The organism is Nitrospira sp. ND1 (genome assembly GCF_900170025.1).
Lineage (GTDB): Bacteria > Nitrospirota > Nitrospiria > Nitrospirales > Nitrospiraceae > Nitrospira_A.
In genome coordinates this window covers 1,035,269-1,060,494 of the sequence record NZ_FWEX01000006.1, presented here as the reverse complement: position 1 = coordinate 1,060,494, position 25,226 = coordinate 1,035,269, and the positions used below count along the sequence as shown (strand labels likewise).

Sequence of the window (25,226 nt, the reverse complement as noted above, 5' to 3'; positions counted from 1 at the left end):
CCCCTCGCGGCTAGAAAGGACGTTATGTTCGGTCTCATTCCTCGGGAAGAAGCATTTTTCGATTTGTTCAAGAATGCGGCGCACAACATGATCGAGGGGAGTCGTCTCCTGAAAGATATGACGGAGGATTTCCGGAATCCTGTCGAAAAGGCCAAACGCATCAAGGACGTTGAGCATGTCGGGGACGGTATTACCCATGAGATTGCCAGGAAGCTGAACCAGACATTCATCACGCCCATCGACCGAGAGGATATTCATGATCTCGCGAGTGCCCTCGACGATATCCTGGATGTGGTCGAGGCCATCGCCGACCGATTTGTCCTCTACAAGGTGACGGCTCCCACGGAGTCGGCGATCCGGCTGGCGAACGTGTTGTATCAGGCGGCGGTGGAGGTCGGGGCGACCGTGGACTTGCTGGGCAAGTCGCACCAGGCCGTCACGGAGTGCAGCGTGCGGGTCAATAGCTTGGAGAATGAAGCCGACCGCATTTCCCGCGATGCCATCTCTCTGTTGTTCGAGAAGGAGACGGACCCGATCGCCGTGATCAAATGGAAAGAGATCTACGAAAACTTCGAAGCGGGGACGGATCGGTGCGAAGATGTCGCCAATATTCTTGAGCGCATCGCGTTAAAGCACACGTGAGCGTCCTCCGCGTCTCCCTCGACACCAATCCTGATCACTATTCAAAGGGTAGGAATCGGCATTCATGGCTGAACTGAGCGGGTTGTTGTTGGTCGTCGTGATTCTGGCATTGCTCTTTGATTTTTCCAACGGCTGGCACGACAGCGCCAATGCCATTGCGACCGTGGTGTCGACGCGTGTGGTGAGTCCGTCGACGGCGGTGCTGGTGGCGGGTGTGCTCAATGTGGCCGGGGCGTTCATGTCGACTGCCGTCGCCAAGATGGTCGGAACCGGGATCGTGGATCCGCAGTCGGTGACGCAGGCGGTGGTGGCCTCGGCCTTGGCCGGGGCGATTGTGTGGAATTTTGTGACCCTGTTACTGGGACTTCCGACCAGCTCTTCTCATGCGCTGATCGGGGGGCTGGTCGGTGCTGCGTTGACCCACGGCGGCACGGCGGCCGTCAAGTTCTCGGGCCTGCGCTCGGTGCTTGAGGCGATGGTGTTGTCTCCGTTTTTCGGGTTTGCCATCGGGCTGGTGCTGATGGTGATCCTGAGTTGGGTATTTTTCCGGGTGCCGCGCGCCCTGGCCTTGCGGCTGTTCTCACGCATGCAGCTGGTCTCGGCCAGTTTCATGGCATTCAGCCACGGGGCGAACGATGCGCAGAAGGCCATGGGCATCATCACGTTGGCGTTGGTGTCCGCCGGAGTGCTTCCAACTGCGGAAGTGCCCACCTGGGTGATCGGTTCCTGCGCCCTGGCGATGGGGCTCGGCACGGCGGTCGGCGGGTGGCGGATCGTGCGAACCCTCGGCATGCGAATCGTGAAGCTGGAACCGGTCCATGGCTTCGCGGCTGAAACCGGAGCCGCTATCGTGTTGCTGGCGACGGCTCATATCGGTTTGCCGGTCAGCACGACGCATACCATCACCTCCACCGTCATGGGTGTCGGGGCGGTCAAGCGGCTCTCGGCGGTGCGTTGGGGCGTGACCAGACGAATCCTGTCGGCATGGCTCTTCACCTTGCCGGGGGCTGCGCTACTGTCGACTATCTGCTACCTGTTTCTGTCGAAACTGCAGTAGACGATTCTTGCGCGACGGGGAGGTGGACCACGAATCGACTCCCTCTGGGCGTATTGCCTTCCACCCAGACCTGCCCGCTATGGGCTTCCACGATATGCTTGACGATGGCGAGGCCCAGCCCGGTCCCGCCGAGTTCGCGCGAGCGGGCTTTATCGACCCGGTAGAATCGCTCGAAGACACGCGGCCGGTCCGCTTCAGGGATGCCGATTCCTGAGTCGGCCACGACGATCTCGATCATCGCGCGGGGCGGGGTCGTCCGGAGGTGTGTAGCGTTGCGGATCGCCATGGAGATCCGTCCCTGATCCGGGGTGTATTTCACCGCGTTTTCGAGCAGGTTGATGAAGACCTGCACCAGCCGTTCCTCATCGCCCTCGACCACCCAATATTCGTCCGGGAGTGACAGCTCGATCGTGTGATGTTTCTTGTCCGCCAGGGGTTTGATCACCGCCACGGTTCGTTCCAGCAGCGCCCGTAAGTCCACCGGCTCACGACGGAACAGGACCTGCCCGGACTCGATTTGCGACAACTGCAGCAGGTCATCCAGAATCAGATTCAGCCGGTTGCTCTGGCGCATGATGATTTCCAGGAAGGCCGTCGCCGTCGCCGGCTCGTCTTTGCCCCCATCCAGCAGCGCCTCGACATAGCCCTTGATGGACGTCAGCGGCGTGCGCAGTTCGTGCGACACGTTGGCGACGAAATCTTTCCGGATTTTTTCCAGCCGGCGCAGTTCCGTGATGTCGTGAAACACAAATACGGCGCAGGCTTCCTGCTCGCGGCTGCCTCCGGCGATCGAGGCTTCGACCCGCAGACATCGCCCGCTGGGCGAGAGGGTAATTTCGCCGCCTTGCCCGGATCGGGTCTGTAGCACGGAGGAGACAAGGGCGGTCAGCCCTTCGTGCCGGATGAGTTCGGCATAGTGCCGGCCCCGCGATTCCGTCAGTTCCAGAGAGAACATCCGTTCCAGCGCCGGATTCACCTGGACGACGGTGCCGCGATAATCCAGCACCATGACGCCCTCGACCATGGCGATCAGCATGGCTAACAGTTGCGCGCGGTCGTCCGAAACCTCCTTGATTTTGGTTTCCAGCTGGTCGGTCATCTGGTTGAGGGTTTGCGCGAGCAGGCCGACTTCGTCTGTCGAGGAGACCACCAGCCGGACGCCGGGCGTCCCGCCGGCAAGTTGGCGGGCGGCTGCGGCCATCTCTGAGAGCGGTTTCGTGAGATTGCGCGAGACCCAGAGGCTCAGGGTCATGGCCAGCAGGAAGGCCGCGCCGAACGCCGTCGCTAAGTCTTGCTGAATGTGTCGCACGCGCTCGTCGATCGAGGTCAGCGGAAGCCCGAGTCTGATGACGGAAATGCCAGGCTGCGCCGGCGTCGAGGCTGACAGCAGGCGGGCGACATAATACGTGCGTTCTCCGGTGGTCTGGCTGGCCCGGATATCCATCCCGCGTCCCGATCGCAGTGCCTGCGCGACTTCCGGCCGCGAGAGGTGGTTTTCGACGTGAGTCAGCCCTTCAGTAGGGACGGCGCTGTCGGCGACGACGGTGCCGTCCTGCCGGATCACGGTGATGCGGAGGTGGGCCTGCTGGCTCAGGTCGCGAACGGTGGCGTGGAGCAGGGGGCCTGGTACGGTCGATCCGGACTGATCGAACAACGGCCGGAGAGTCATGGCGGCTAAGCCGCTGCTGGTCTCCAGCGTCTCCGCCATGCGGCTGAGTTCAGTTTGCTCCACCGAGCGGATGACCAGCCACCCCGCGACGGCCAAGCCGACGAAGACGGCGGCGAGGGTGCCCAGGGCGACTTTCCACCGGATGCCGAGGTTCATGCAGGTACGTCGGATTCGCGTAGTTTGTATCCGAGCGATTTGATCGAAATGATGGCGTCGTCCAGCAGCGGAAGTTTTTGTTTGAGCCGGCGCACGTGGACATCGACCGTGCGCGTGGTACCGTAGTAGTCGTAGCCCCACACGGCGCTGAGCAGCACGTCGCGAGTGAGCACCCGCCCGATGTTGCGCAGCAGGTGTTCCAGCAGGCCGAACTCTTTGGCCGTGAGCGCGACTTCCTGTCCATCCAGCCGGACCTCGTGCCGGGAGAGATCCACGGTCAAGGGGCCGTAGTGATATTGCGTCTGGGGGATGTTTGCGTTCCGTTCCAGCCGTCGGAGGAGCGCCTTGACGCGCGCCACCAGCGCCTTGGGGCTGAAGGGTTTGGTCACGTAGTCGTCGGCGCCCAGTTCGAGGCCGATGACCGTGTCGGATTCTTCCGCCTTGGCGGTCAGCATGAGAATGGGAAGCAGGGCCGTCTCTTGATTGAGCCGGATTCGTTTGCAGACTTCCAGCCCGTCGAGTTCAGGCAACATGAGGTCGAGAATGATCAGGTCGGGATGCTCGGCTTTGACCTGGCGGAGCCCCTCTGTGCCGGTCATCGCGGAGACGGTGCGGAACCCTTCCTTCTCCAGATAGAGCTTGACGAGTTGGAGAATGTCCTTCTCGTCTTCGACGATCAGAATTTTTTTATGTGTCGTTGCGGGGGGAGGCATGGCAGGATTCTCCCACAATGGTTCCGCGGCCTCAACTGCTTTTGCGGAGGAGCGGGGCAGATGATCCGGTTGACGACAAGGGCGGGTCTGACGTAAGGTGATCGTTTAGTGAGACTACGCGCTTTTCCCGGCAGGCCGGGCGGCCCTTCATGAGCGTGAGAGGGAATCAGCAGATGAAGATTTATTTAGCCAATCCTCGTGGATTCTGCGCGGGTGTCGACCGCGCCATAGATATCGTCGATTTGTCGCTCAAAAAATACGGCGCCCCGATTTATGTGCGCCATGAGATCGTCCACAGCCGGCATGTCGTGAACTCGCTGCGGCATAAGGGTGCCGTGTTTGTGGAAGAGCTGAATGAAGTGCCGGAAGGATCGGTCGTGATCTTCAGTGCCCACGGTGTGGCAAAATCGGTGTGGGAGGAGGCGCAGAGCCGCCGCCTGCACGTGATCGATGCCACCTGTCCGCTGGTGATCAAGGTGCATAACGAAGTGAACCGCGACTATACGCAAGGGTATGAATTGATCCTTATCGGCCATGCGGGACACCCGGAGGTGATCGGGACGTTGGGCCAGATCCCGGATAAGTTCCACCTGGTGTCCTCGGTCAAAGACGTGGAGAGCCTCCATGTCGAGAAGACGCAGAATCTCTCTTATGTGACCCAGACCACGCTGAGCGTCGATGAATGCCGGGACATTGTCGAGGCGTTGCATCGACGGTTCCCCAATATCAAGGGGCCGCACCAGGAAGATATCTGTTATGCCACCCAGAACCGCCAGAATGCGGTCAAGTCGTTGTCGAAGCTGGTCGATGTGATTCTCGTGATCGGATCACCGAACAGCTCGAATTCGAATCGGCTTCGCGAATTGGGCGAGCATTGCGGCATTCCCTCCTATCTCATCGATGCGGCGTCGGACATCAATCCCGATTGGCTGAAAGATGCCAAGAGTGTGGGACTGTCCGCTGGGGCTTCGGCCCCCGAAGTCCTGGTCACCGAAGTGGTGGCCTACCTGAAGCGTCTTGGCTCTTCGGAAGAGGTCGAGGAACTGACGGTCATCGAAGAAGATGTCGAGTTTCTCCTTCCCAAAGAATTGGTCACGATCGAATCGGCTTCGCGCGTGTCGGCCTCGGCGAACTAGCTTCGTCGACTACCGTCCGCTCTTCCTCCACACCGTTTTCGCCACTCCTCCATATGTTGGGGGAGTGGCGCCATTATTCCCCCATATCAGGTGTTTTTCTTTGCATTGATTCTATCGCTGTGATAGAAGATTTTCGTTTTATTCCTCACAATCCGTCCCATCTCAACCGTCTTGCTCTGGAGGTCGCCGGTGTATCTGAAGTCATTGGAAATGCTCGGCTTCAAGTCGTTCGCGGAGGCGAAGATCCAATTTCCGAAAGGCATCACGGCCATCGTGGGCCCGAACGGGAGCGGCAAAAGTAATGTCGTGGACTCCATCCTCTGGGTGCTGGGTGAGCAAAGTACGAAGACGCTTCGAAGCGAGAAGATGGAAGACGTCATCTTCAACGGCACCGAGGTTCGCAAACCGTTGGGGCTGGTGGAGGTGTCGCTGGTGATCGGCGGGCTGGGAGAATTACGGCTGGATGCGATTTCCGGGCTACCAAGCGAGCTGAGTGAATATCAGGAACTGATGATCACCCGCCGCCTGTATCGAAACGGGGACAGCGAGTATCTCATCAATAAGACCCCCTGCCGGCTCAAAGACATTCGAAACGTGCTGATTGAAACCAGGGCGGGGTCCAAGGGCCATACCGTCATCGAGCAGGGGCGGATTGAGCAGATCCTGCAGGCCTCGCCCCAGGATCGCCGGGAGCTGATCGAGGAAACCGCCGGTATCGTCCGCTACAAAAAACAAAAGGCCGAAGCCCTTCGCAAGCTTGAAGCGACGCAGCAGAATCTGGTGCGGGTGCGCGACATTGTGGCCGAGGTCAAAAAGCAGCTGAATTCGCTGGAGCGTCAGGCTCGCCAGGCGCGTTCGTATCAAACGCTGCAGCAGGAGGCCCGCGGTCTCGAAATCGAACTCCTGTCCCGCGACTATCGCACCATGCATGCCGACCTGGAGTCCGTCGATCACGAAGCGCGCGAGGTGGAAGCGCAGGAAGCGGAACAGGTGGCCGAACAGGCCCGCCTCGACTCTGAGCAGGAAGCGATCAGGCTGCGCATGAACGACGCGGCGGCGGCCATTTCGCGTGTACGTGACACGTTGGCCGGTACCGAACAGCGGCAGTCGCAGGCCTTGACGGCCGCGGAGGTCGAACGGAACCGCACGGAATTGTTTGAACGTCAACGCATGCAGGCCGCGCAAGAGATGGAACGGTTGGCGGCGGATCAGGAGCAGGCGCAGTCGGAAATCGAGACCCTTCGGGCGATGCTGCTTCAATTGGAGGGGGACATCGTCGAACAGGAGGCGCAATTCCAACAGGCGGATGTCGAGGCGAAATCGTTGGCCGGGCATCGCGCTTCCGCGGTGGCGGAGGAAGAGCGCGCGCGGAAAGATGTGTTGAACCTGGCCGTCCTCGTTGCCAATACAGAGCAGAGCCTGACGCAGGTGACGGCCCGTCAGCAGGAAACCGCCGCCCGGGCGGAACGGGTCTCGCGCGAACAGGAACAGTTGACGGCACAGGTGGCCGGGTTGGATCAGCAGCGCGACTTGCTGGCCGCGCAACGGGAAGAGGCCAGCGGGCGCATTCAAGAACTCATGGCTGAACGGCAGGCGGCGATCGAGCGGATCGAAGGGCTGGGCGGGCAGATCACCGGGCTGGACCGGGATATCGTGAAGTTTTCCGAAGACGTCGCCGGCGTGGAATCGCGCCTCGGTGCCCTGCAGGGTGTCGTGCGTGAGGAAATGGGATATGGCCGGGAAGGTGAGGAGGAAGGCACGGCGTTGAAAACGTGCGACGGCGTGCGCGAAGCGCTTGCCGAGTGGCTCGTGATTCCGCCGGGGCTGGACCGGGCTGTAGAGACGATTCTCGGGGAACGTGTGCGCGGCTGGTTGGTGGATGAACCGTCGGCGGCCTGTCGTGCGGTGGAGTTTCTAAAGGGCAAAGAACTGGGGCGCGGAGCGTTTCTTCCGCAGCAATTGCGATGGGCTCCCGAGCAGGCGGCGCTTGATTCATCGGCCTCGTGGTGGCCGACGCTGACCGGACAGCCTGGTGTGGTGGGGCGCGCGACGGATTTGATCCGTGCGGAAGGCGCCTCTGCCGCGACATTAAGCTATTTGTTCGACGGGATTGTGTTTGTGGAGTCGTTGGATGTGGCGCTGCAGCTCTGGCAGCAGCATCAATGGGCTGCCCCCGCCGGGCCAACATATGTCACGTTATCGGGTGAGACGCTGGATGCCGCCGGTGTGATGACCGGGGGCGGCAGCAGTGCCAGTGGGGGCTTGCTCCAACGTCGGCGCGAAGTATTGGAGTTGGAAGCCCGGAGGACTGCAGCGGTTCAAGCCCTTGAGCAGGCACGGTCGGCGCGGGAGGACGCGGCGGCCGAGTTGGGGCTCGGACGTGAAGATGAGCAGCGCCTCGGCCGGGCGATCCGCGAAGCGGAGATGCTGGAGTTGTCGCTGCAGAAAGACGATGCGGGCGTGGAACGCCAGCGCGGGGAATTGCACCGGCGGATGGAGGTGTTGGCGGAGGAGCTGCAGCGGGGCTTGGCCGAGCAGGCGCGGCTTCAGGAAGAGTTTCAGTCCAGCCAGGCGCAGTTGGGGCAATGGGTGGCGGAAAAGGTCGGGCAGGAAACCGGGTTGCTGCACGTGCGAGAACGGTTGGTGGTGATCGAAAGCCAAAGTCTGGCGATCCAGCAACGGTTGACCGAAGTCCGGTTGTCTCTGGAGAGCATGCGCGGGCGTCGGGAACATGCCACGAACGACATTGCACGGTTTACGCAACGACTCGATGCCGCGCAACGCCGCGCGATCGATTTGGAAGAGCAGGTGGCCGGGTTGGTTGAAGCGACTGAAAATAGTCGCGAAGAGCAGACCAGGCAGGAAGCATTGTGTCGGGCATTGGGCGCTGAGGTAGACGGAATCAAGGCGGAGTTAGTGGCGGCCCAGGAGCGGCAGGCACAGGAAATGGACGGGTTGCATGCGGTAGAGGAAACTCTTAGCCAGGTGCGGCAGAGCCTCTCCGCCTTGCATGATCGACGGATGAGGGCTGAAGTGCGAAAGGCAGAAGTGAAGGCGCATCTCTCCACGATTGAGAGCACGCTCGCCGGCACCTATCAGCTCGAGCCGGCTACGCTGCTCCTGCCGGCGAGTGATCAGCCGGTACCGGAGGGTGAAGAACCGCCGGCCCCCGTCTCGATTCTTGAAACGCCGCAATTGCGGGAGCAGATTCAGAAAATCCGTGAGCGCCTGGACCGGATGGGCGCCATCAATCTGGCGGCCATCGACGAGCATCGTGAGTTGGAAGAGCGGTATCAGTTCCTCACGACGCAGGAGCAGGACCTCTCGACCTCCATCGCGTCGCTCAAGGAGATCATCCACCGGATTAACCGGACGACGAAGGACATGTTCGTGGAGACGTTCAACGAGTTGCAGCAGAAATTCCGGGACGTCTTTTCCCAGTTCTTCCCCGGTGGCCGCGCTGAATTGCAACTGGTCGAAGAGCCGTTGGAAGAGGGCGTGGAAGACAACGGTGCGCGCGAGCCCGGTGTGGAGATTGTGGCCCAGCCGCCGGGGAAGCGCTTGAAGAGCATTACCATGTTGTCCGGCGGAGAGAAGACGCTGACCGCGATGGCGCTGCTCATCGCCAGCTTCCTGATCCGCCCGACGCCGTTCTGCATCCTGGACGAAATCGATGCGCCGCTCGACGAAGAAAATATCGGGCGCTTCACGAGCGTGTTGCGCAGCTTGTCGTCGACCGCCCAGTTCATGGTCATCACGCACAATAAGCGGACGATGGCGATGGCGGACTCGTTGTTCGGGGTGACGATGGAAGAGCCGGGCGTGTCGACGTTGATTTCAGTCAAGCTCGGTGATCTCCAGCCGGCGTAGTCCGAGCGGAGATGAGTACGTAGGGGGCTGTTCCGGCGGGTGGTGAAGGCAATGCCGCCGCGCGAGGGGGGCCGCTTCCCTTGACTGCCTAGAAACAGTTTGTTATACAGTTCTGCTAATGGTTATAAGTGGTACTGTGCGGTTTCATGTGATCGCTTCCTGATCGATGGAACCGTCTCGACTATCAATCCCGCCGTCTCTTTCAGATTCACGGCATCACGTTATGCGACTTCTCAAAAACCTGTTCAATCGTTTGTCCGATAGTTTGCTGGTGTCGGTGCCGAGCCGAATCAGGGCGGCGCGCGACTTTGCCTCCGCTCCGGTGCTCCGACTCGTCTCCAATAAGTCTGCGGTGCCGGCTTCCGGCGACAGTGCCGCGAAGCGAGCCCCGGCACATTCCACAGGCCAGGTGGAAGCGCTGGAAGAGGCGCTGCGGAAAAGCCAGGCCTGGTTTCTGGCGCGACAAGACGCGTCCGAAGGGTACTGGGTTGCCGAGTTGGAAGCCGATACCACGCTGACATCTGAGTATCTGATGTTGCGCCGCTTCCTGGACTGCATCGATCCCGAGCGCGAGCGCAAAGCGGTCCGCTACTTAAAATCCGCTCAGTTGCCAGACGGCGGATGGTCGATTTATCACGGTGGCCCGGCGGAGATCAGTGCTTCGGTGAAGGCCTACTTTGCGTTGAAGCTCTCCGGCGTGTCCGCCGATGAGCCCTTCATGGTGAATGCCCGCACCTGCATCCTGGACAAGGGTGGAGTGGTGGCGGCAAATGTCTTCACGAAAATCGCCCTGGCCCTGTTCGGTCAATATGACTGGCGTGGTGTCCCCAGCATGCCTCCGGAAATCATGCTGTTGCCGAAGCGATTCTATTTCAGCATTTACGCGATTTCCTACTGGTCTCGTGCGGTGCTGATTCCGCTGTTGATCATATTCGCCAAACGGCCCTTGTGTCATGTTCCGCCGGAACTGGGCATCGACGAACTCTATACGGAGCCCCCGGCAGAGATCGATTACGGCATGGTTCCTCCGTTCAAGAAGGACCGGACCTGGTTCACGGCCAGGAACTTCTTCATCAATCTCGATGCGCTGCTCAAGATCTACGATCGTTCGCCCGTTGAGTGGGTTCGACAGAAGGCGCTCAAGTGCGCTGAGAACTGGATGCTCGACCACATGAAGGGCAGCGGAGGCCTCGGCGCGATTTATCCTGCCATGGCCAATTCCGTGATGGCGCTGCATTGCCTCGGCTACAAAAACGATGATCCCCTTATGGTGAAGGCCATCCGGGAGATCGAAGAACTGGAAGTACACGACACGGTGCAGGACAACGGCCAATGCGTCGATGCGATGCATTTGCAGCCCTGCCACTCCCCGATCTGGGACACGGCCTTGCTCATCAATGCCTTGATCGAGGCCGGTATGCCGCAAGATCATCCGGCGCTGCAGAAGGCTTCGACCTGGTTATTGTCCAAGCAGACTAAGACCGTCGGCGATTGGATTATTTCGGCTCCCGGTGCCGAACCGGGCGGATGGTATTTCCAATTCGAGAACGAACTGTTTCCCGATGTGGACGATTCCGCGGTCGTGTTGATGGCCCTGGCGAAGGTGCATCTGTCCGATGAAGCCCAGCAACGTCTGGCGATTCGTCGCGGTTGCCGCTGGGTGACCTCTATGCAGGGATCGGATGGAGGCTGGGGTGCCTACGACGTCGATAACAATCGGATTGTTTTCAACTACATTCCGTTCGCCGACCATCGGGCCCTGCTCGATCCCAGCACGGCTGACCTTGCCGGACGCTGTCTGGAGATGCTCGCGACGCTGGGATACGACTGGACCCATCCTGCCGTGGCTTCTGCGCTCACGTTTGTGAAAAACGATCAGGAGCAGGACGGCAGTTGGTATGGCCGTTGGGGCGTGAACTACATTTATGGCACCTGGTCGGTCCTGTCCGGCCTGCGAGCGATCGGTGAGGATCTCTCGTCTCCCTATATCCGCCGGGCGGTCAGTTGGGTCGAGTCCAAGCAAAACCCCGATGGCGGATGGGGTGAATCCTGCCTCTCGTATGGAGATGTCTCGCAGAGCGGTCGCGGTGACAGCACACCGTCGCAAACTGCCTGGGCGCTGTTGGCCCTGATGGCAGGCGGAGTGACGGACTCCTTCAGCCTGGCCAGGGGGATCCATTACCTCATTCGGAATCAGCGGAAGGATGGGTCATGGGAAGAGGTGCGCCATACCGGAACTGGTTTCCCGCGCGTGTTTTACCTTCGTTATCATTGGTATTGCCAATACTTCCCCCTCTGGGCGCTGGCCATGTACCGCAATCTCAAGACTCGTGGAACGACGAGGGCAGATGAATTGCGTCTGCAGGCCTATCAATCAGGACAATTCCGGTCGCCACGCTGACCGTGGGTGTTCATCGAGTTCAGCTTTTCCTGTCATTGTCCCTCGGGAGTCATTGTGACCGCGATCGGAGTCTTCGTGGCAACCCGGTGGGAGTCGGCCGCCGTGTGTCAGGCGTTTGCCGCGAGCGAGATGCGGGTCGTCGGAGGGATTCGTTGTGCCGTTGCGCGGCAGGGTCAGGTCGAGTGGTGGGTCATCCCGATGGGTGTCGGACCCGAGCGGGCCACCACGACCGCCGGACGGGTGCTCGGGGAACAGTCATTTGCCGCTGTGTGGTCCACGGGGTTTGCCTGTGCGTTGGGTCAGGCCGTTATCGGCGAGGTGTTGATCGGAACTCACGTGACTATGGAAGGTGGCGCGGAGGACGGGCGGTCCGTTCCCTGTGCTGCGGCCGGAGCCGATTGGGTGCGGCAGGCCGTGCAGCAACAGCGCCTCCCGGTGCAGGCCGGGCAGTTCGTTTCGGTGCCGCGGGTTCTCTGCCGGGCGGAGGACAAGCAGGAGATTGCCACTCGAGCGGGAGGGGTCGGCCTCGACATGGAGAGTGCGGCGTTGGGGTTTGTGGCTTCGGAGCGCAAGATTCCATTTGTCATTGTTCGTACGGCGTCGGATCTTGTCGATGAAAGCCTTCCGCTTGACTTCAATCTGTTTCTCAGGCCATCTGGATGGGTGAAGGGTGTCGCCGCTTGTCTGGCTCATCCGACGAGTCTCATCGGACTCAATCGACTTCGTGTGCAAAGCCGCATCGCCGGAACACAATTGACGGCGGTATTCAGAGCCTGCGCGGATAAGGCGTTACGCGAGGGACTGGCCTGACCGGGCCCAACGTGTTTCGACCGCTGAGTTTCGGGTAGGTGGACGAGAGGAGAGCGTGGCATGGAAGGCATTGCTCGTATCGGACGGTATACGATCGATCTGACAGAGCAGATGGGACGGATGATGTTGTTCGTCCTCTCCTCCTTTGCCTGGCTGACGCGTCCGCCGTTCCGCGTTTACCAAATCGTCAAGCAGCTGAATTTCATCGGCTACAAGTCCACGTTTGTCGTCGTCCTCACTGCCGTTTTTACCGGCATGGTCCTGGCCCTGCAGGGGCATTACACACTCCGAAAATTCGGTTCTGAAGCGGTGCTCGGCTCTGCCGTGGCGCTCAGCATCATCCGGGAATTGGGTCCCGTTCTGGCGGCGTTGATGGTGACGGCCCGGGCCGGATCCGCCATGACCGCGGAAATCGGCATCATGCGGATTACGGAACAGATCGATGCTCTGGACACGATGGCCATCAATCCACTGCAATATCTGATCGGGCCTAAACTCGTCGCCAGTCTCATCGCCGTGCCGCTGCTGGTCGCGCTCTTTGACGTCGTCGGGATTTATGGGGGGTACGTCGTCGGCGTGCAACTGTTGAACGGGAATGAAGGCGCCTACTGGAGTTCGATTGAGTCGGCCGTCGAGTGGAAGGATGTCTATGGAGGCATTTTGAAATCCATCAGCTTCGGCCTGCTGATCAGTTGGGTCTGTTGTTACAAAGGCTTTCACACCAGGCAAAGTGCCGAAGGGTTGGGGACCGCGACGACCGAAGCAGTGGTGCTCTCGGCGGTCTTGATTCTGGTGTGGGATTATTTTTTGACGTCGGTGCTGCTCTAACATCGTGAAACGTGAAGCGCATGAGGAGAATGCGGCTACGGCGGAACGGGGCAGCTGCCGCCCGTACGAGGCTCCATGATTAAACTGGTCGGCGTCGAAAAGACTTTGGGCAAGCAGCCGGTGTTGCGGGGCGTGGACCTGACCATTCCCACTGGAAAGTTGACGACGATCATCGGGCGAAGCGGCGAAGGCAAGAGCGTGCTACTGAAGCATATCATCGGCCTTATGCAGCCGGATCGCGGCGAGGTCTGGATCGACGGGACGAACATTGCGCGTCTCAAGGGGCAGGCGCTCAATGAGGTGCGCAAGAAGTTCGCCATGTTGTTCCAGGGTGCGGCCCTGTTCGACTCGATGACGGTATTTGAAAATGTCGCCTTCCCCCTACGAGAAAAGCTTCGCCTGAAGGGCGAGATCGTCACCCGGAGAGTTGAGGAGAAACTGGAACAGGTGGGACTGAAGGGCATGGGCCATAAGTTTCCCGCCGAACTGAGCGGAGGCATGCGCAAACGCGCCGGGTTGGCGCGCGCCCTGGTCATGGAGCCGGAGATCATTCTGTTCGACGAACCGACGACGGGGCTCGATCCGTTGATGGCGAAAGCCATTCATGATCTGATCGTGGCGATGCAGCAACAATTCAAGTTTACTGCTGTCATGGTCAGTCACGAGATCCCCGAGATTTTCGGGATTTCCGACTATGTGGCGATGCTCAAGAACGGACGGATCGCCGAAATGGCGCCCTCGAACGAGTTTGTGAAGACGACGGACGAAGAGATTCGAGAGTTTATTTTTGTCGCCGGGACCGTCACGCCGAAGGGGTTGCCGACCGCATCCCTCTGATAGGAGACGTTATGGAACGCGCAAAGCTGGAATTGATGGTGGGAATCTTTGTGCTCGTCGGGATCGCCTGCCTCGGGTATCTGTCCATCAAGTTGGGGAAGCTGGAAGTCATCGGTGGGCATAATTATCCGGTCGAGGCGGAGTTTACGTCTGCGTCGGGACTCAAGCCGGGGGCGTCGGTCGAAATCGCCGGTGTCGAGGTCGGACGTGTCCGGCATATCGGCCTGAGTAGCGACCGTGCTCTGGTGGCATTAGCCATCCAAGACGGCGTGAAGTTGTATTCAGATACGATTGCCTCAATCAAGACCCGCGGGATCATCGGTGACAAGTATCTCGCTCTGTCGGTGGGGGGAGGGGGCGATCCGTTGAAGCCCGGCGACAAGATTCGTGATACCGAGTCCGGACTTGATCTCGAAGAATTGGTCAGCCAGTATGTACACGGGAAGGTCAACTAGGCTGATCGTGTCAGCTGTCAGGAGATGAAAGTGAACAAGCCAGGCCGGTGGGGTCAGGGACTCACCACTCAAAGGAGAGGTGTTGGAATGCATACAAGCCGTTGGATGATGATCGGGGCCTTGCTGGCCCTGCAGATAGTGGTGGGCGGGCTTTCGTCCGCCATGGCCGGACCGGCGACTGATTCTGTTAAGGGCACCATCGACGAGGTGCTCAGGATCTTGAACGATAAAGAATTGAAAGCCCCGGCCCGCCTGGAGGACCGGCGGCAGCGCTTGGAAAAAGTGGTGGCCCAGCGGTTTGACTATCCAGAAATGTCCCGGCGGTCGTTGGGTGCACAGTGGAATCAGTTGTCCGACAAGGATAAGCAGGAGTTCGTCGATCTGTTCCGGACGCTGTTGACCAATACGTACGCGGATCGTGTAGAGACCTATTCAGGCGAGGGTGTGCAATATCTGAATGAGCGGACCGAGAAAGAATACGCGGAAGTCCGCACCAAGGTGCTCTCGGGGAAAACTGAAATCCCCATGGATTACCGGTTGCTGAACAAGAGCAACGACTGGCATGTGTACGATGTCGTGGTCGATGGCGTCAGTCTGGTGAACAACTACCGCGGGCAATTTACAAAGATCCTCCACACCTCCTCGTATCCCGAACTCGTCGATCAACTCCGCAAGAAATCCGACAAGATCAAAGCTCCGTAGGTCCGGTAGGGAGTGAGCGATTCCGGCGAGCGCCATGCAGTGTCACTATTTGTCGTCGATTCGAAGTTGTCTGGCGCTGGCCGGCCTCTTGCTCCTGAGCCTTCCGGCTGCGGCAGGCGCCGACACGCAGATTTTTCCGGTCCCCTCCGTCTCGACCAGCCGGAACGACGGCAACGACGCCGGTTTGATCGCGCCGATCCTGATTGCGGATCCGGACGGAGAGCTGAAGTATCTGATGGCGCCCATGCTCATTCAGAACTCGATCGTGGGGACACGCGGGGTCTTCAATCTGTTCAAGTACGATCCGGGTGGACGACAGATGCGATTCATCGCCTCGTTGACCGAACGAATCGAACGCAAGGTGTTGTTCGATTATGTCGATCCGGCATTCGGCAACGGGCAATATTCACTCAATTTCGGCGGCACCTTTTTTAAGAACGCGACCTCACGGTTCTTCGGCCTCGGCCAGGCGACGACCCAGGCCGCCGAGTCCAACTATACGGCCAGGGAAGCGCGCGCCTACTGGCGGCTTGGCCTCTACGCGAATGAAGTGACGCAGATTTCTGTCGGGCAGCGGGTCCGGCAGGTGCAGCTCCAGCGAGGAGCGATCGATCTGCCCTTTTCGGTCGAACAATTTCCCACGGTTGACGGTATTCAAGGCGAGTCCATCATCGTGGGCCACCGCGCCTCGTTTTATTACGATACCCGTGACAGCTTGGTTTCCCCGACCGACGGCGTGGCCATTACCGCCTATGCCGAACTGAATCAAAATGTGAAAAACGGCGACCACCCGGTCTATTCGCGGTATGAACTCGAAGTCAAAAAATTATTCCCCAGCGAGTCCAAGCGCGCCATTCTGGTGGTTCGCGCCGACCTGCAGGCGACGATCGGATCTCAGGTGCCGTTTTTCGAACAGTCTTCGCTCGGGGGGCAGAACAATCTGCGCGGATTCGGCTTGGACCGGTACATCGACAAACATCTGATTGCCTTTAGTATCGAAGAGAGAATTCATATCTTAAGGACGAAACTGGCCGGGGTGACCGCGGATTTCGAGGTGGCGCCGTTTCTCGACACGGGGCAGGTCTTCAATTCATTCAAAGACGTCAGCTTTCAAGATTATCGGATGACGCCGGGGTTGGGGTTTCGCGCCATCGTTCGTCCCAATGTAGTCGGCCGGGTCGATTACGGCTACAGTCGCGAGGGCGGAGCGGTCTTCGCAGGGTTAGACTTTCCCTACTAAGTGCCACTGAGTGAACGGCCGGGGTTGCTCTTGCGGTACACCATTCATTGTTTCTGCCTCCTTGCACTTCTGAGTGTCCTTCCGTGTGCTGCCGGAGCGGAAGGTTTCGGCCCGTTTCCAGTCAGAAACTTTCAAGCGCTGGACCAATTGGTCCTGGCCATGCCGGGCGAGCGGGCGACGGTGCTTCGTAAGGGCGATTTCGATGTGCGGCTGGAAGCGGCGAATACGGCCAGCATCGCCAGGGACAGTGAGGCGCAGGCCGAGGTGGCGATGAAGTTTGAAACGGTCCGGGCCGGCCTTTTTCTCCGGTATGGTCTCACCGATCGATTGGAGCTCGGCGCGGAGATTCCCGGCTATCATCGGTACCGGGGCTTCATGGAGGGGGCGATCATCGGGGTGGAACGAGGCACGACCGGCGTGGCGCCACCGCGCAAGGCCCTGCGGGAGACCGGGTATGCCTTCAATATTTCAAACGGCTCCCGCACGTTGTTTCAAGGAAACGACGGCGCGACGGGATTGGGCGATATCTCATTCTACGGCAAGTACCAGATTCTCAAAGAAACCTCGAGCCTTCCAGCCCTGTCAGTCCGGGTCGGGGTCAAGGCTCCGACCGGAGACACCGGCGAAGTGTTCGGTAGCGGGCATCCTGATGCCGGCATCGGCTTGGCGCTGGATAAGAAGTTCGCCGATAACTGGATCCTGTACGCGAATCTCAACGGAGTGTTTCCCACGGGACGGATTGCCGGGTTGGGACTTCAACCGGTGGTGAGCGGGTTGGTCGCCGTGGAATACCTCTGGACGGAGAACTTTTCCATCACAGCCCAGTTCGATTATTATTCCCCGCCGTTTCACGGGACAGGCACGCGAGTCCTGGATAAGGGCGTGACGGAGTCGGTGCTGGGGGTGAGTTATCGAATCCTTCCCGGTCTGCTCTGGCAGCTGTATGGAGTGGAGAATCTGGATTTCATCACCGGGAGCGCGGCGGATTTTACCCTCTCCACCGTCCTCACCTACCGGTTCCGGTCGTAGTCGCGAGGGCGAAGTTTTTGGTGCAGGGGAAGGCGAAATCTTGACACAGGCAGTGCCATATGTGAGGATGAGCCGATTATACGAAACTGCTTCGCTGCTTCGTCGCGACCTTCTCTATACGGCTTGTTCCCACTGAATGAATACCTGCGCCCAATTGTCATCATTTGACAAGGAGATTGTGCAATGTCTCTGCTGAAAAATATCCACAGTCCCGCTGATTTGAAACGCCTCTCCCCTGAGCAGTTTCCGGAACTGTGCCAGGAGATCCGTGAGCAGATCCTTACGGTGGTTTCGAATGTCGGGGGGCACCTGGCCTCCAATCTGGGTGTGGTGGAGCTCACGGTCGCGCTGCAATATCTCCTGGATACGCCGAAAGACAAAATCGTGTGGGATACCAGCAATCAGGCCTATACCCACAAACTGCTCACCGGACGACGGGAGCAGTTCCACACGCTCCGGCAGTACGGCGGGTTGAGCGGGTTCTGTAAGCGCGAGGAGAGTGTCTATGATACCTTCAATGCCGGGCATGCCGGCACCGGAGTCTCCGCCGCATTCGGCATGGTGGAGGCGCGCGAGCAGCGGAACGAAAAACACAAAGTTGTCTGCGTGGTGGGTGACGGCGCCATGACGGCCGGGATGACCCTCGAAGGGTTGCACCATGCCGGCGGCACCAACAAGGATTTCATCGTCGTCCTGAACGACAACCAGATGTCCATCTCGAAGAATGTCGGGGCGATTTCGGCCTACCTGAACCGGACCTTCACCGGCGAATTCTACGCGCGTATGCGGGAGGAAACCGGCCAACTGTTGCGGAAGATTCCCCACATCGGCCTTGAGGTGCAGAAAATCGCCCGACGGGCTGAGGAATTGGCCAAGGGGGCGATTCTTCCCGGTCTGTTGTTTGAGGAATTGGGCTTCCAGTATGCCGGACCGATCGATGGACATAATTTCGAGCACCTGCTGCCGACCTTGGAGAACGTGCTGAAAATGAAGGGCCCGGTCCTGCTGCACGTGATTACGAAGAAGGGCTTGGGCTATCAGGCGGCCATGGATAATCCGGTCTGGTTCCATGCCTGTCCGCCCTTTGTGCGTGAAACGGGTGTGCCGGCCAAGAAAGCATCGCGCCCCAGCTATACGAGTATGGCGATTGATGCGCTGATCAAAGTCGCTCATCAGGACAAGCGGATCGTGGCTGTTACCGCCGCCATGTGCGAGGGCACGGGCCTCAATGCGTTCGAGAAGGTGTTCCCGGATCGGATTTATGACGTGGGTATCGCCGAGCAACATGCTGTCACCTTCGCCGCCGGTATGGCTGCGCAGGGCATGAAGCCGGTGGTCGCGCTCTATTCCACATTCTTGCAGCGGGCCTATGACCAGGTGGTGCACGATGTGGCTACTCAGAACCTGCCGGTGACCTTCTGCATCGACCGGGGCGGTCTGGTGGCCGAGGATGGTACGACGCACCACGGCGCGTTCGATTTTGCCTTCCTGCGCCATGTGCCGAATATGGTGGTGGCAGCACCGAAGGACGAAAACGAGCTGCAACACATGATGAAGACCTGTGTGACGCATGACGGGCCCGCCTCGGTGCGGTACGCGCGCGGCGTGAGTCTCGGGGTGCCGATGGATCCAGAACCGACGGCGTTGCCGATCGGCAAGGGCGAGTTGTTGCGGGAAGGCACGGATGTGGCGATTGTGGCGATCGGAGTCACCGTCTGGCCCGCCATGAAGGCGGCTGAACGGTTGGCGCAGGAGGGGATCTCCGCTGCGGTGGTCAACGCCCGTTTCGTGAAACCCCTGGATACGGAATTGATCATCAAGACGGCGAAGAACGTGCGCTGCCTGGTGACTGTCGAAGAAGGCTGCAAGATGGGTGGATTCGGTTCCGCGGTCTTGGAAGCTTTGTCCGAAGAAGGTATCACGAACTTGAGAACGAAGATGATCGGCCTGCCTGATTGGTACATCGAGCAGGGTCCGCAAGACCTGCTTCGCGAACGGTATGGCCTGACGGCAGACGGAATTTACAACAGCGTGAAGGCCTTGTTCGGGGCCAGTGTGGCCACGGATGATGCCGCCCGGTTGGCGTCGCTGGTGGGGAGTTTGCCGCACGGCGATGAGCAGGGCAGTTAGTTGACGTCGGGGCGCACCAAAACAGGACATACGCTGAGAAGCTGATGCATATCACGAGAAAAAAGACGCGACAGATTCAGGCGGGATCGGTCAAGATCGGCGGAGATGCGCCGATTTCAGTCCAGTCGATGTGCTCGACGGATACACGCGATGTGAACGCCACGGTGGCTCAGATCCGTCAGCTGGAAGAGGCCGGGTGTGAAATCATTCGTGTCGCCGTCCCTGATGAGGCGGCGGCAGCTGCGCTTCCTCAGATCAAAGCCGCGATGACGGTTCCGCTGATCGCCGACATTCACTTCGACCATCGCTTAGCCCTCAAGGCGGCGGAAGTGGTGGATTGCGTCCGCATCAATCCAGGCAACATCGGCGCTTGGTGGAAGGTGCAGGAAGTCATTAAGGCCGTCAATGAGCGGGGCATTCCCCTGCGCGTGGGCGTGAACGGCGGCTCGCTCGAACGTCCGTTGTTGGACAAGTATGGTTGGCCTTCTCCCGAAGCCCTGTCTGAGTCGGCTTTAAATGCCGTCCATGCCTTGGAAGACGAGGGCTTCACCAATATGAAGGTGTCGCTCAAGGCTTCCGACGTGCACCATGCCATCGATGCCTATTATTTGTTCTCCACCCAGTCGAATTATCCCCTGCATATCGGAATTACGGAAGCGGGCACGGCGATGACGGGTGCGGTCAAGTCCGCAATCGGCCTCGGTTGGCTGCTCTCGCAGGGCATCGGGGATACCCTTCGAGTCTCGTTGGCGGCTGATCCGGTGGAGGAAGTCAAAGTCGGGTTCGAGATTCTCAAGTCGCTGGAGTTGCGCCATCGTGGCATCAATGTGATTGCCTGTCCGACCTGCGGCCGGGTTGAGATCGATGTGGTGCGCATGGCGAATGAACTGGAAAAGAAGCTCGGCCATATCAAGACGCCGCTGAACGTCTCCGTGCTCGGCTGTGTCGTGAACGGCATCGGGGAAGGCAAGGAAGCGGATATCGGCATCGCCGGCGGTGAAGGCAAAGGGATTCTCTTCAAGAAGGGCAAATTGATGCGGAAAGTGCCGCTTGAAGAACTCATGGACACGCTGATCCACGAGGTCGAGTTGCTGGCCAAGGAAAAAGAAGCCGAGGCCGCCGGAGGGACTCACGAAACGGCAGCATCGTCAGATGGGCAGGCGGAGCCTGGGTGGGAATTGATCGGTCATGCGCCGGATGAGCATTCCACCATCGTTCGCGATATTCCTGTTTTGCCGACGAAACGCTGATCAGAAGCGGATCCCCCTCAGTTGGACTATGTTTTGAACATTCCTCCATTTCTCTGCTCTTCGCGGTTGAGTTCCTGAAGCTCCCCCTTCTATAATCCGATCCGTGGCGCCGTACCCAAGTGGCTAAGGGAGCAGTCTGCAAAACTGCGATGCGGCGGTTCGAACCCGCCCGGCGCCTCCAATCATTCCTGCAGATATCTCAGAGGGTTCGGTGATTCTGACCGGACCCTGTTCCACCCGCTGATTTTCGTTACTCCCGGTTTTACTCCCGGTTCCACTCGCACTTTTCGACGCAATCGCTCCTAAACTCGCTCGATTTACCGCCGTTCGCAGATGGGCCGGGGAGAGATGGGCGTAGCGCATTGTCATCGTGATCGTGGAATGGCCCATCAGTTCCTGCACTGTCCTGATATCCACTCCTGCCATGACAGCCCGAGACGCGAAGGTATGCCGTAAGGTGTGCCAGGTGACATCTTCGATTTTAGCTCGCTTCAAGGCTGGCTCGTAGATCTTCACCACAAAGTTGCGCCCCTGCATCGGTTGTGCGGAGGTAAGAGGACTCGGGAACAGGAATGGGCTGTGCATCCACGAGGTGAGACCCTTGACGATGTCCAGCGCGGCATCCGTCAGAATGACGTGGCGGGTCTTGCCGGACTTACTCAATGGAATGGTCAAGATGCCCTGTTCGGTGTTCAGGCAGTCCCAGCGCGAATGAAACTGCTCGGTGAGGCGTAACCCTGTTTCGAGAGCGAAGGCCACAATCAACCAGTGCTCTGGAGGCAAGGTATCGCGCAGGCTGGAGATTTCTCTATCACTAAGGAACCGTAGTCGCCCGGCTGGTTCTGAAAAGAACTTCACGCCTTTGACTGGATTGGCCGAAAGCAAACCATCGGCAATCGCCAAGTTCAGGATGCGTCGCAGGGCTCCAAAGTAGCGGTTAATCGTTCGGGCGGTTCGTGTGCCCTTGTGCTTCATTTTGGCTTGGATATGCCGTAAGTCGTCGGCGGTAATCTCGGTCAGAAGCTTCCGTCCTAGGAGCTTCGACCAGAACTTTCCATAGCGATGCACATTCCGAAGACCTGGTGAAGTCACGCCTTCCAGATACCGCGCAATCCATGCCCGGAGGGTCAATTCCTTGGAGACGGCATACTTCTCGGGAAAGTAGCGATTTTCGCGAGCCTCGGACCGCAACCGACCGTACAGTGTCTTGGCTTGGCTCTTGGAGTCCGCCCGGAACCATTTCTCCCGGCCATTCACATACAGGCGGACCCACCAACCGCCTTGCTTAAACACCACCCCACGGTCTTTACCGTTTCGCCTTGCCATCGGGCTTTCCCTTTCGGTTTTTCATGTCGGAATCCGCCGTTGTGCCAGTCCTACCTACTGAGGCTTTTTGTTTCTTCGGTAGATGTTTCTCTCGCCATTTACGAGTGGCCACTCGTGTCTGGCACCGAGGACCGCAGTATGTTTGATCAAACCGAATCGCTAAGTAAATCCGTTGGCATTCTGGGCAACGGCGAATTCGCCCGGAATAGTCGACCAATAAATGGGCGAACCGATATTCAAACTCCTTCACTTTTCGCTTTGTGGCAACAAACACATTCCCTTTTCGTTCGTGGTCCGCGCCAGGCAGTGTGACAATGATGGTGAATTGAGGGAACGTGAAGGCAGTCACTGCCTTTTCCCATAAGTTTTCCAGGCTGTGGAGGACCATGGTCTGAACCTCCTTGGCCTCTGCGCTGCTTGGAATAGTGCCACGAAACCTCTCTCCTGGGATAGATTGGACGCTCCACCCTCCTTCTGTCGCGATTTCCTCCCCATGGCGATTCGCGACGTCATCCACAAAGCTGGCCACCTCGAAAGCCAGGACCATCCATTCACTTGGCGTGAGAGCTTCTAGGTCGGTCTGGATAAACTTCAAGAGCCAGCCGACTTCGCCGTCTGCTGTGGTGAGAATCCGCTCTCTGGCCTTCTTCATCTCGCCGTAGAACTGCTCAAAAATTGCGGCACGGTCTATGGTCATCTGACCTCTCCTTCTGTAGCTGGCTTCGGCAGCTTCATCACTCCACCCCATTTCATATGAAAAAACTGGAGGTGAACGAGGCACCTTGGGACTGAAAACTCTTGGGGAGTGTACCTCGTCAATGGTAATGCATGTCAATGAGCGTTATGCCTAATAAGTATTAGGCATAACAGAAATGATTCACTCATTACCAAGGAGGTGCCCGATGGTCCCGAGTACAAAATTGATCACCATTCGAGAAGCGGCAAATCGGTTAGGGCTCAAGGAAAGCACGATCAGGAAATACATCCTGAAACGGCAGATCGCCTATGTGAAGCCGTCGGTGCGCGCCGTACGGATTCCCATCGAAGAACTCGAACGGATTCTGTCTGCCGGCCTCAGACCTGCCATCCCTCAAGCGGAAGGTGCCCGATGAGCCGCTGGAAGGAGTTCCGGCGGGAGCCCGTCGCCGGGGAATGGACGCGAAAGCAGAAACGAGGCTATCACCGCGTCCGGTCGCTGCTTTGGTTCTGGGAATGCCACCAGTTCCAGGTGCTCTGGGTCACGCTCTCCACGGCAGAAGGCGGGGATGCGGAGAAGCTGACCTACCATCATAAACAACTGCGTCAGCGGATCGAACGCCAGCTCGGCTTTCAGGGGTTGGAGTATTACCAGGTCCGGACTGAGGAAGGGCATGGCGTCCTCCATATCTTCTGGGCCTGGCGGGTGCCGGACGGGGAGCGCGCCCGCCGCTTCTGGATCTCTCAGGAATGGCTTTCCTCCCAGTGGCAAGCCCTCCACGGGGCTCCGGTGGTCTGGATCAAGGCCTATCAGCCTAGCCATCGTTCACGAAACCGTCTCAGCCGCTATGTCATCAGCCAGTACGTCCAGGATCAATGTGGCTACGTGAATATGTGTTGGTCCTGGAAGCGGTCGCTGGGCTTTCCCATCAGCCGACTGTGGGAGGAGATGCGGCATCAATGGTCGACCAGGAATGCCTACCGACGGATCAGAGGCGAGATTGAAATCCCGAGGATCGTTTTCATCAAGACCTGGGAGGATCTGCTGTCAGGGCATCCCATTTGGTTTAGCGGCACCATTCTGCAACTCGTGCTGGGGAAGGGGCTTGTCTATCAGGAGGTGTGAGGATGATCTGGCATCGATGCGATCTGAAGCTGCCGAGTCTATTTGGGCCGGCAGGTTGCAGACGGGAAGCCACCACGTATGATCGTGCGCGCAAAGCCTGTCTCTGTTCTGAGCATACGAAGGAACGGCTCTGCGAGTTTTGCCAATTTGAACGGGCGTGGGTGCGGTTTTGTTATAGGGAGCATGACGTCACATGCGAAATCTGGCTCTGTATCGACTGTGCGGGCTGACCACTCGTAGTCTCGATTCTTAAAATTCTCGGCTACCGCCACATGGAATATTCGCTCGATTAAACCAGGCCTTGGCATTGAAAGCGGACATTTCCTCAGCATGCCAGGATTTTTTCAGTTGGGTCTATAATCTATGGCTGTGATGAATTTGTGACGGACGCTATGCTAAAGGCATTCCTGCTGCCTCGAATATATGGTTTTTATGGCTAAACAAATTCTTGTCGTAGAAGACGACTTAGATATTGGTCGGCTCTTGGAGATGCACCTGACCGACACCGCATATGCCGTAGAGATCGCCAAAACCGGAGAGGATGGCCTTCAATGTGTGCTCTCGAAGAGATATGACCTTATTATTCTTGACGTGATGCTGCCTGGCATCGACGGGTTAGAGATATGTCGGCAGCTTCGATCGCTCCCCACCTATACACCCATCCTCATGTTGACTGCGAAATCCTCAGAAATAGACCGGGTCCTTGGGCTGGAAGTTGGTGCTGACGACTATGTTACTAAACCATTTAGTGTTCGAGAACTGCTCGCACGTGTAAAGGCCCTCTTCCGCCGTTCTGAAGCATTTAGAGATAAGACGCAGGACCTTCAGAAAACTATCCGCGCAAAGGGCCTCTTCATCGATGTTGAAAAACGGAAGGTCACAGTGAGAGGCAGCTTGAGGGATCTCACGGCCAAAGAGTTCGATTTGCTCCTGCAGTTTGCATCCCATCCAGGCCGAGTTTATACGCGCAGTCAGCTTCTCGATTCGGTCTGGGGTTACGGTCACGACGGCTATGAACACACGGTAAATTCCCATATCAACAGATTGCGCGCCAAGATTGAAAAGGATTCGGCCAAGCCCGACTTTATTCTGACTGTGTGGGGCGTCGGATACAAATTCTGTGAACTAGAAGGATCCGGCTTAAAGGACTGAC

20 protein-coding genes, 1 tRNA gene and 1 pseudogene are annotated in these 25,226 nt (G+C 58.6%); 18 read left to right on the top strand and 4 right to left on the bottom strand.

The window, feature by feature from the left end; genetic code table 11:
- Window positions 1-24: 24 nt before the first annotated feature.
- Window positions 25-642, top strand: coding sequence for a DUF47 domain-containing protein (locus NSND_RS09695; RefSeq protein ID WP_013247447.1), 618 nt, complete (start codon window positions 25-27; stop codon window positions 640-642).
- A gap of 64 nt (window positions 643-706) precedes the next feature.
- Window positions 707-1,699: an inorganic phosphate transporter gene (locus NSND_RS09690; protein ID WP_080878817.1), complete on the top strand. Its 993-nt coding sequence runs from the start codon at window positions 707-709 to the stop codon at window positions 1,697-1,699.
- Here NSND_RS09690 and pnpS read toward each other — a convergent pair.
- Together pnpS and NSND_RS09680 are read right to left on the bottom strand one after the other, a co-directional pair.
- Window positions 1,665-3,524, bottom strand: a complete 1,860-nt coding sequence (gene pnpS, locus NSND_RS09685) for a two-component system histidine kinase PnpS (RefSeq protein WP_080878816.1) — start codon at window positions 3,522-3,524, stop codon at window positions 1,665-1,667. The two genes, NSND_RS09690 and pnpS, sit on opposite strands and share 35 nt — an antisense overlap.
- The gene (locus NSND_RS09680) at window positions 3,521-4,237 is read right to left on the bottom strand and encodes a response regulator transcription factor (RefSeq protein ID WP_080878815.1); all 717 of its coding nucleotides are present in this window, start codon (window positions 4,235-4,237) and stop codon (window positions 3,521-3,523) included. Before NSND_RS09680 ends, pnpS begins: the two co-directional genes overlap by 4 nt.
- Before the next feature lie 173 nt (window positions 4,238-4,410).
- Here NSND_RS09680 and ispH point away from each other — a divergent pair, with 173 nt between their 5' ends.
- The 13 genes from ispH to NSND_RS09615 all read left to right on the top strand — a co-directional run bounded on the left by ispH (window position 4,411) and on the right by NSND_RS09615 (window position 21,106).
- The gene (ispH, locus tag NSND_RS09675) at window positions 4,411-5,373 is read left to right on the top strand and encodes a 4-hydroxy-3-methylbut-2-enyl diphosphate reductase (RefSeq protein WP_080878814.1); all 963 of its coding nucleotides are present in this window, start codon (window positions 4,411-4,413) and stop codon (window positions 5,371-5,373) included.
- A gap of 189 nt (window positions 5,374-5,562) precedes the next feature.
- Window positions 5,563-9,243, top strand: a complete 3,681-nt coding sequence (smc, locus tag NSND_RS09670; protein WP_080878813.1) for a chromosome segregation protein SMC — start codon at window positions 5,563-5,565, stop codon at window positions 9,241-9,243.
- A gap of 223 nt (window positions 9,244-9,466) precedes the next feature.
- Window positions 9,467-11,644, top strand: a complete 2,178-nt coding sequence (gene shc, locus NSND_RS09665; protein ID WP_080878812.1) for a squalene--hopene cyclase — start codon at window positions 9,467-9,469, stop codon at window positions 11,642-11,644.
- Window positions 11,645-11,698: 54 nt separating this feature from the next.
- A complete protein-coding gene (locus tag NSND_RS09660) occupies window positions 11,699-12,454 on the top strand; it encodes a 5'-methylthioadenosine/S-adenosylhomocysteine nucleosidase family protein (RefSeq protein ID WP_159450725.1) in 756 nt (251 codons plus the stop codon).
- Between the two features lie 60 nt (window positions 12,455-12,514).
- Window positions 12,515-13,282 carry an MlaE family ABC transporter permease gene (locus NSND_RS09655; RefSeq protein WP_080878810.1) on the top strand — a complete coding sequence of 256 codons (768 nt, stop codon included), beginning with the start codon at window positions 12,515-12,517 and terminating at the stop codon, window positions 13,280-13,282.
- Window positions 13,283-13,357: 75 nt separating this feature from the next.
- Window positions 13,358-14,119, top strand: a complete 762-nt coding sequence (locus NSND_RS09650) for an ABC transporter ATP-binding protein (protein ID WP_080878809.1) — start codon at window positions 13,358-13,360, stop codon at window positions 14,117-14,119.
- An 11-nt stretch (window positions 14,120-14,130) separates the two neighbouring features.
- Window positions 14,131-14,574, top strand: coding sequence for an outer membrane lipid asymmetry maintenance protein MlaD (gene mlaD, locus NSND_RS09645; protein WP_080878808.1), 444 nt, complete (start codon window positions 14,131-14,133; stop codon window positions 14,572-14,574).
- Window positions 14,575-14,661: 87 nt separating this feature from the next.
- The gene (locus tag NSND_RS09640) at window positions 14,662-15,276 is read left to right on the top strand and encodes an MlaC/ttg2D family ABC transporter substrate-binding protein (RefSeq protein ID WP_080878807.1); all 615 of its coding nucleotides are present in this window, start codon (window positions 14,662-14,664) and stop codon (window positions 15,274-15,276) included.
- 34 nt (window positions 15,277-15,310) lie between these two features.
- A complete protein-coding gene (locus NSND_RS09635) occupies window positions 15,311-16,516 on the top strand; it encodes a BamA/TamA family outer membrane protein (protein WP_080878806.1) in 1,206 nt (401 codons plus the stop codon).
- Complete coding sequence (locus tag NSND_RS09630) at window positions 16,517-17,545, top strand: DUF3187 family protein (RefSeq protein WP_080878805.1); 1,029 nt, start codon at window positions 16,517-16,519, stop codon at window positions 17,543-17,545.
- Window positions 17,546-17,728: 183 nt separating this feature from the next.
- The gene (dxs, locus tag NSND_RS09625) at window positions 17,729-19,675 is read left to right on the top strand and encodes a 1-deoxy-D-xylulose-5-phosphate synthase (RefSeq protein WP_080878804.1); all 1,947 of its coding nucleotides are present in this window, start codon (window positions 17,729-17,731) and stop codon (window positions 19,673-19,675) included.
- 44 nt (window positions 19,676-19,719) lie between these two features.
- Window positions 19,720-20,925, top strand: a complete 1,206-nt coding sequence (gene ispG, locus NSND_RS09620; protein WP_080878803.1) for a flavodoxin-dependent (E)-4-hydroxy-3-methylbut-2-enyl-diphosphate synthase — start codon at window positions 19,720-19,722, stop codon at window positions 20,923-20,925.
- 105 nt (window positions 20,926-21,030) lie between these two features.
- A tRNA-Cys gene (locus tag NSND_RS09615) sits at window positions 21,031-21,106 on the top strand.
- A gap of 167 nt (window positions 21,107-21,273) precedes the next feature.
- Here NSND_RS09615 and NSND_RS22120 read toward each other — a convergent pair.
- Window positions 21,274-21,900 (bottom strand): annotated as a pseudogene (locus tag NSND_RS22120) (tyrosine-type recombinase/integrase); the annotation flags it as partial.
- A gap of 331 nt (window positions 21,901-22,231) precedes the next feature.
- Window positions 22,232-22,948, bottom strand: coding sequence for a hypothetical protein (locus tag NSND_RS09605; protein WP_080878802.1), 717 nt, complete (start codon window positions 22,946-22,948; stop codon window positions 22,232-22,234).
- A 205-nt stretch (window positions 22,949-23,153) separates the two neighbouring features.
- Here NSND_RS09605 and NSND_RS09600 point away from each other — a divergent pair, with 205 nt between their 5' ends.
- The 3 genes from NSND_RS09600 (at window position 23,154) to NSND_RS09585 (ending at window position 25,225) form a co-directional block, all read left to right on the top strand.
- Window positions 23,154-23,363 carry a helix-turn-helix transcriptional regulator gene (locus NSND_RS09600; RefSeq protein ID WP_159450724.1) on the top strand — a complete coding sequence of 70 codons (210 nt, stop codon included), beginning with the start codon at window positions 23,154-23,156 and terminating at the stop codon, window positions 23,361-23,363.
- Complete coding sequence (locus tag NSND_RS09595) at window positions 23,360-24,073, top strand: hypothetical protein (RefSeq protein WP_080878800.1); 714 nt, start codon at window positions 23,360-23,362, stop codon at window positions 24,071-24,073. The genes NSND_RS09600 and NSND_RS09595 overlap by 4 nt, the downstream gene beginning before the upstream one ends.
- Window positions 24,074-24,505: 432 nt before the next feature.
- Window positions 24,506-25,225: a response regulator transcription factor gene (locus NSND_RS09585; RefSeq protein ID WP_200810517.1), complete on the top strand. Its 720-nt coding sequence runs from the start codon at window positions 24,506-24,508 to the stop codon at window positions 25,223-25,225.
- The last annotated feature ends 1 nt before the right edge of the window (window position 25,226 follow it).

What these genes read in the sequence shown, in the direction of transcription:
- NSND_RS09635 (WP_080878806.1), top strand. Translation starts at nt 15,311, where the DNA reads ATGCAGTGTCACTATTTGTCGTCGATTCGAAGTTGTCTGGCGCTGGCC.
- NSND_RS09595 (WP_080878800.1), top strand. Translation starts at nt 23,360, where the DNA reads ATGAGCCGCTGGAAGGAGTTCCGGCGGGAGCCCGTCGCCGGGGAATGG.
- NSND_RS09605 (WP_080878802.1), bottom strand. Translation starts at nt 22,948, where the DNA reads ATGACCATAGACCGTGCCGCAATTTTTGAGCAGTTCTACGGCGAGATG.
- NSND_RS09690 (WP_080878817.1), top strand. Translation starts at nt 707, where the DNA reads ATGGCTGAACTGAGCGGGTTGTTGTTGGTCGTCGTGATTCTGGCATTG.
- ispH (WP_080878814.1), top strand. Translation starts at nt 4,411, where the DNA reads ATGAAGATTTATTTAGCCAATCCTCGTGGATTCTGCGCGGGTGTCGAC.
- NSND_RS09655 (WP_080878810.1), top strand. Translation starts at nt 12,515, where the DNA reads ATGGAAGGCATTGCTCGTATCGGACGGTATACGATCGATCTGACAGAG.
- NSND_RS09695 (WP_013247447.1), top strand. Translation starts at nt 25, where the DNA reads ATGTTCGGTCTCATTCCTCGGGAAGAAGCATTTTTCGATTTGTTCAAG.
- mlaD (WP_080878808.1), top strand. Translation starts at nt 14,131, where the DNA reads ATGGAACGCGCAAAGCTGGAATTGATGGTGGGAATCTTTGTGCTCGTC.
- NSND_RS09600 (WP_159450724.1), top strand. Translation starts at nt 23,154, where the DNA reads ATGGTCCCGAGTACAAAATTGATCACCATTCGAGAAGCGGCAAATCGG.
- NSND_RS09585 (WP_200810517.1), top strand. Translation starts at nt 24,506, where the DNA reads ATGGCTAAACAAATTCTTGTCGTAGAAGACGACTTAGATATTGGTCGG.
- NSND_RS09640 (WP_080878807.1), top strand. Translation starts at nt 14,662, where the DNA reads ATGCATACAAGCCGTTGGATGATGATCGGGGCCTTGCTGGCCCTGCAG.
- shc (WP_080878812.1), top strand. Translation starts at nt 9,467, where the DNA reads ATGCGACTTCTCAAAAACCTGTTCAATCGTTTGTCCGATAGTTTGCTG.
- pnpS (WP_080878816.1), bottom strand. Translation starts at nt 3,524, where the DNA reads ATGAACCTCGGCATCCGGTGGAAAGTCGCCCTGGGCACCCTCGCCGCC.
- NSND_RS09650 (WP_080878809.1), top strand. Translation starts at nt 13,358, where the DNA reads ATGATTAAACTGGTCGGCGTCGAAAAGACTTTGGGCAAGCAGCCGGTG.
- ispG (WP_080878803.1), top strand. Translation starts at nt 19,720, where the DNA reads ATGCATATCACGAGAAAAAAGACGCGACAGATTCAGGCGGGATCGGTC.
- dxs (WP_080878804.1), top strand. Translation starts at nt 17,729, where the DNA reads ATGTCTCTGCTGAAAAATATCCACAGTCCCGCTGATTTGAAACGCCTC.
- NSND_RS09680 (WP_080878815.1), bottom strand. Translation starts at nt 4,237, where the DNA reads ATGCCTCCCCCCGCAACGACACATAAAAAAATTCTGATCGTCGAAGAC.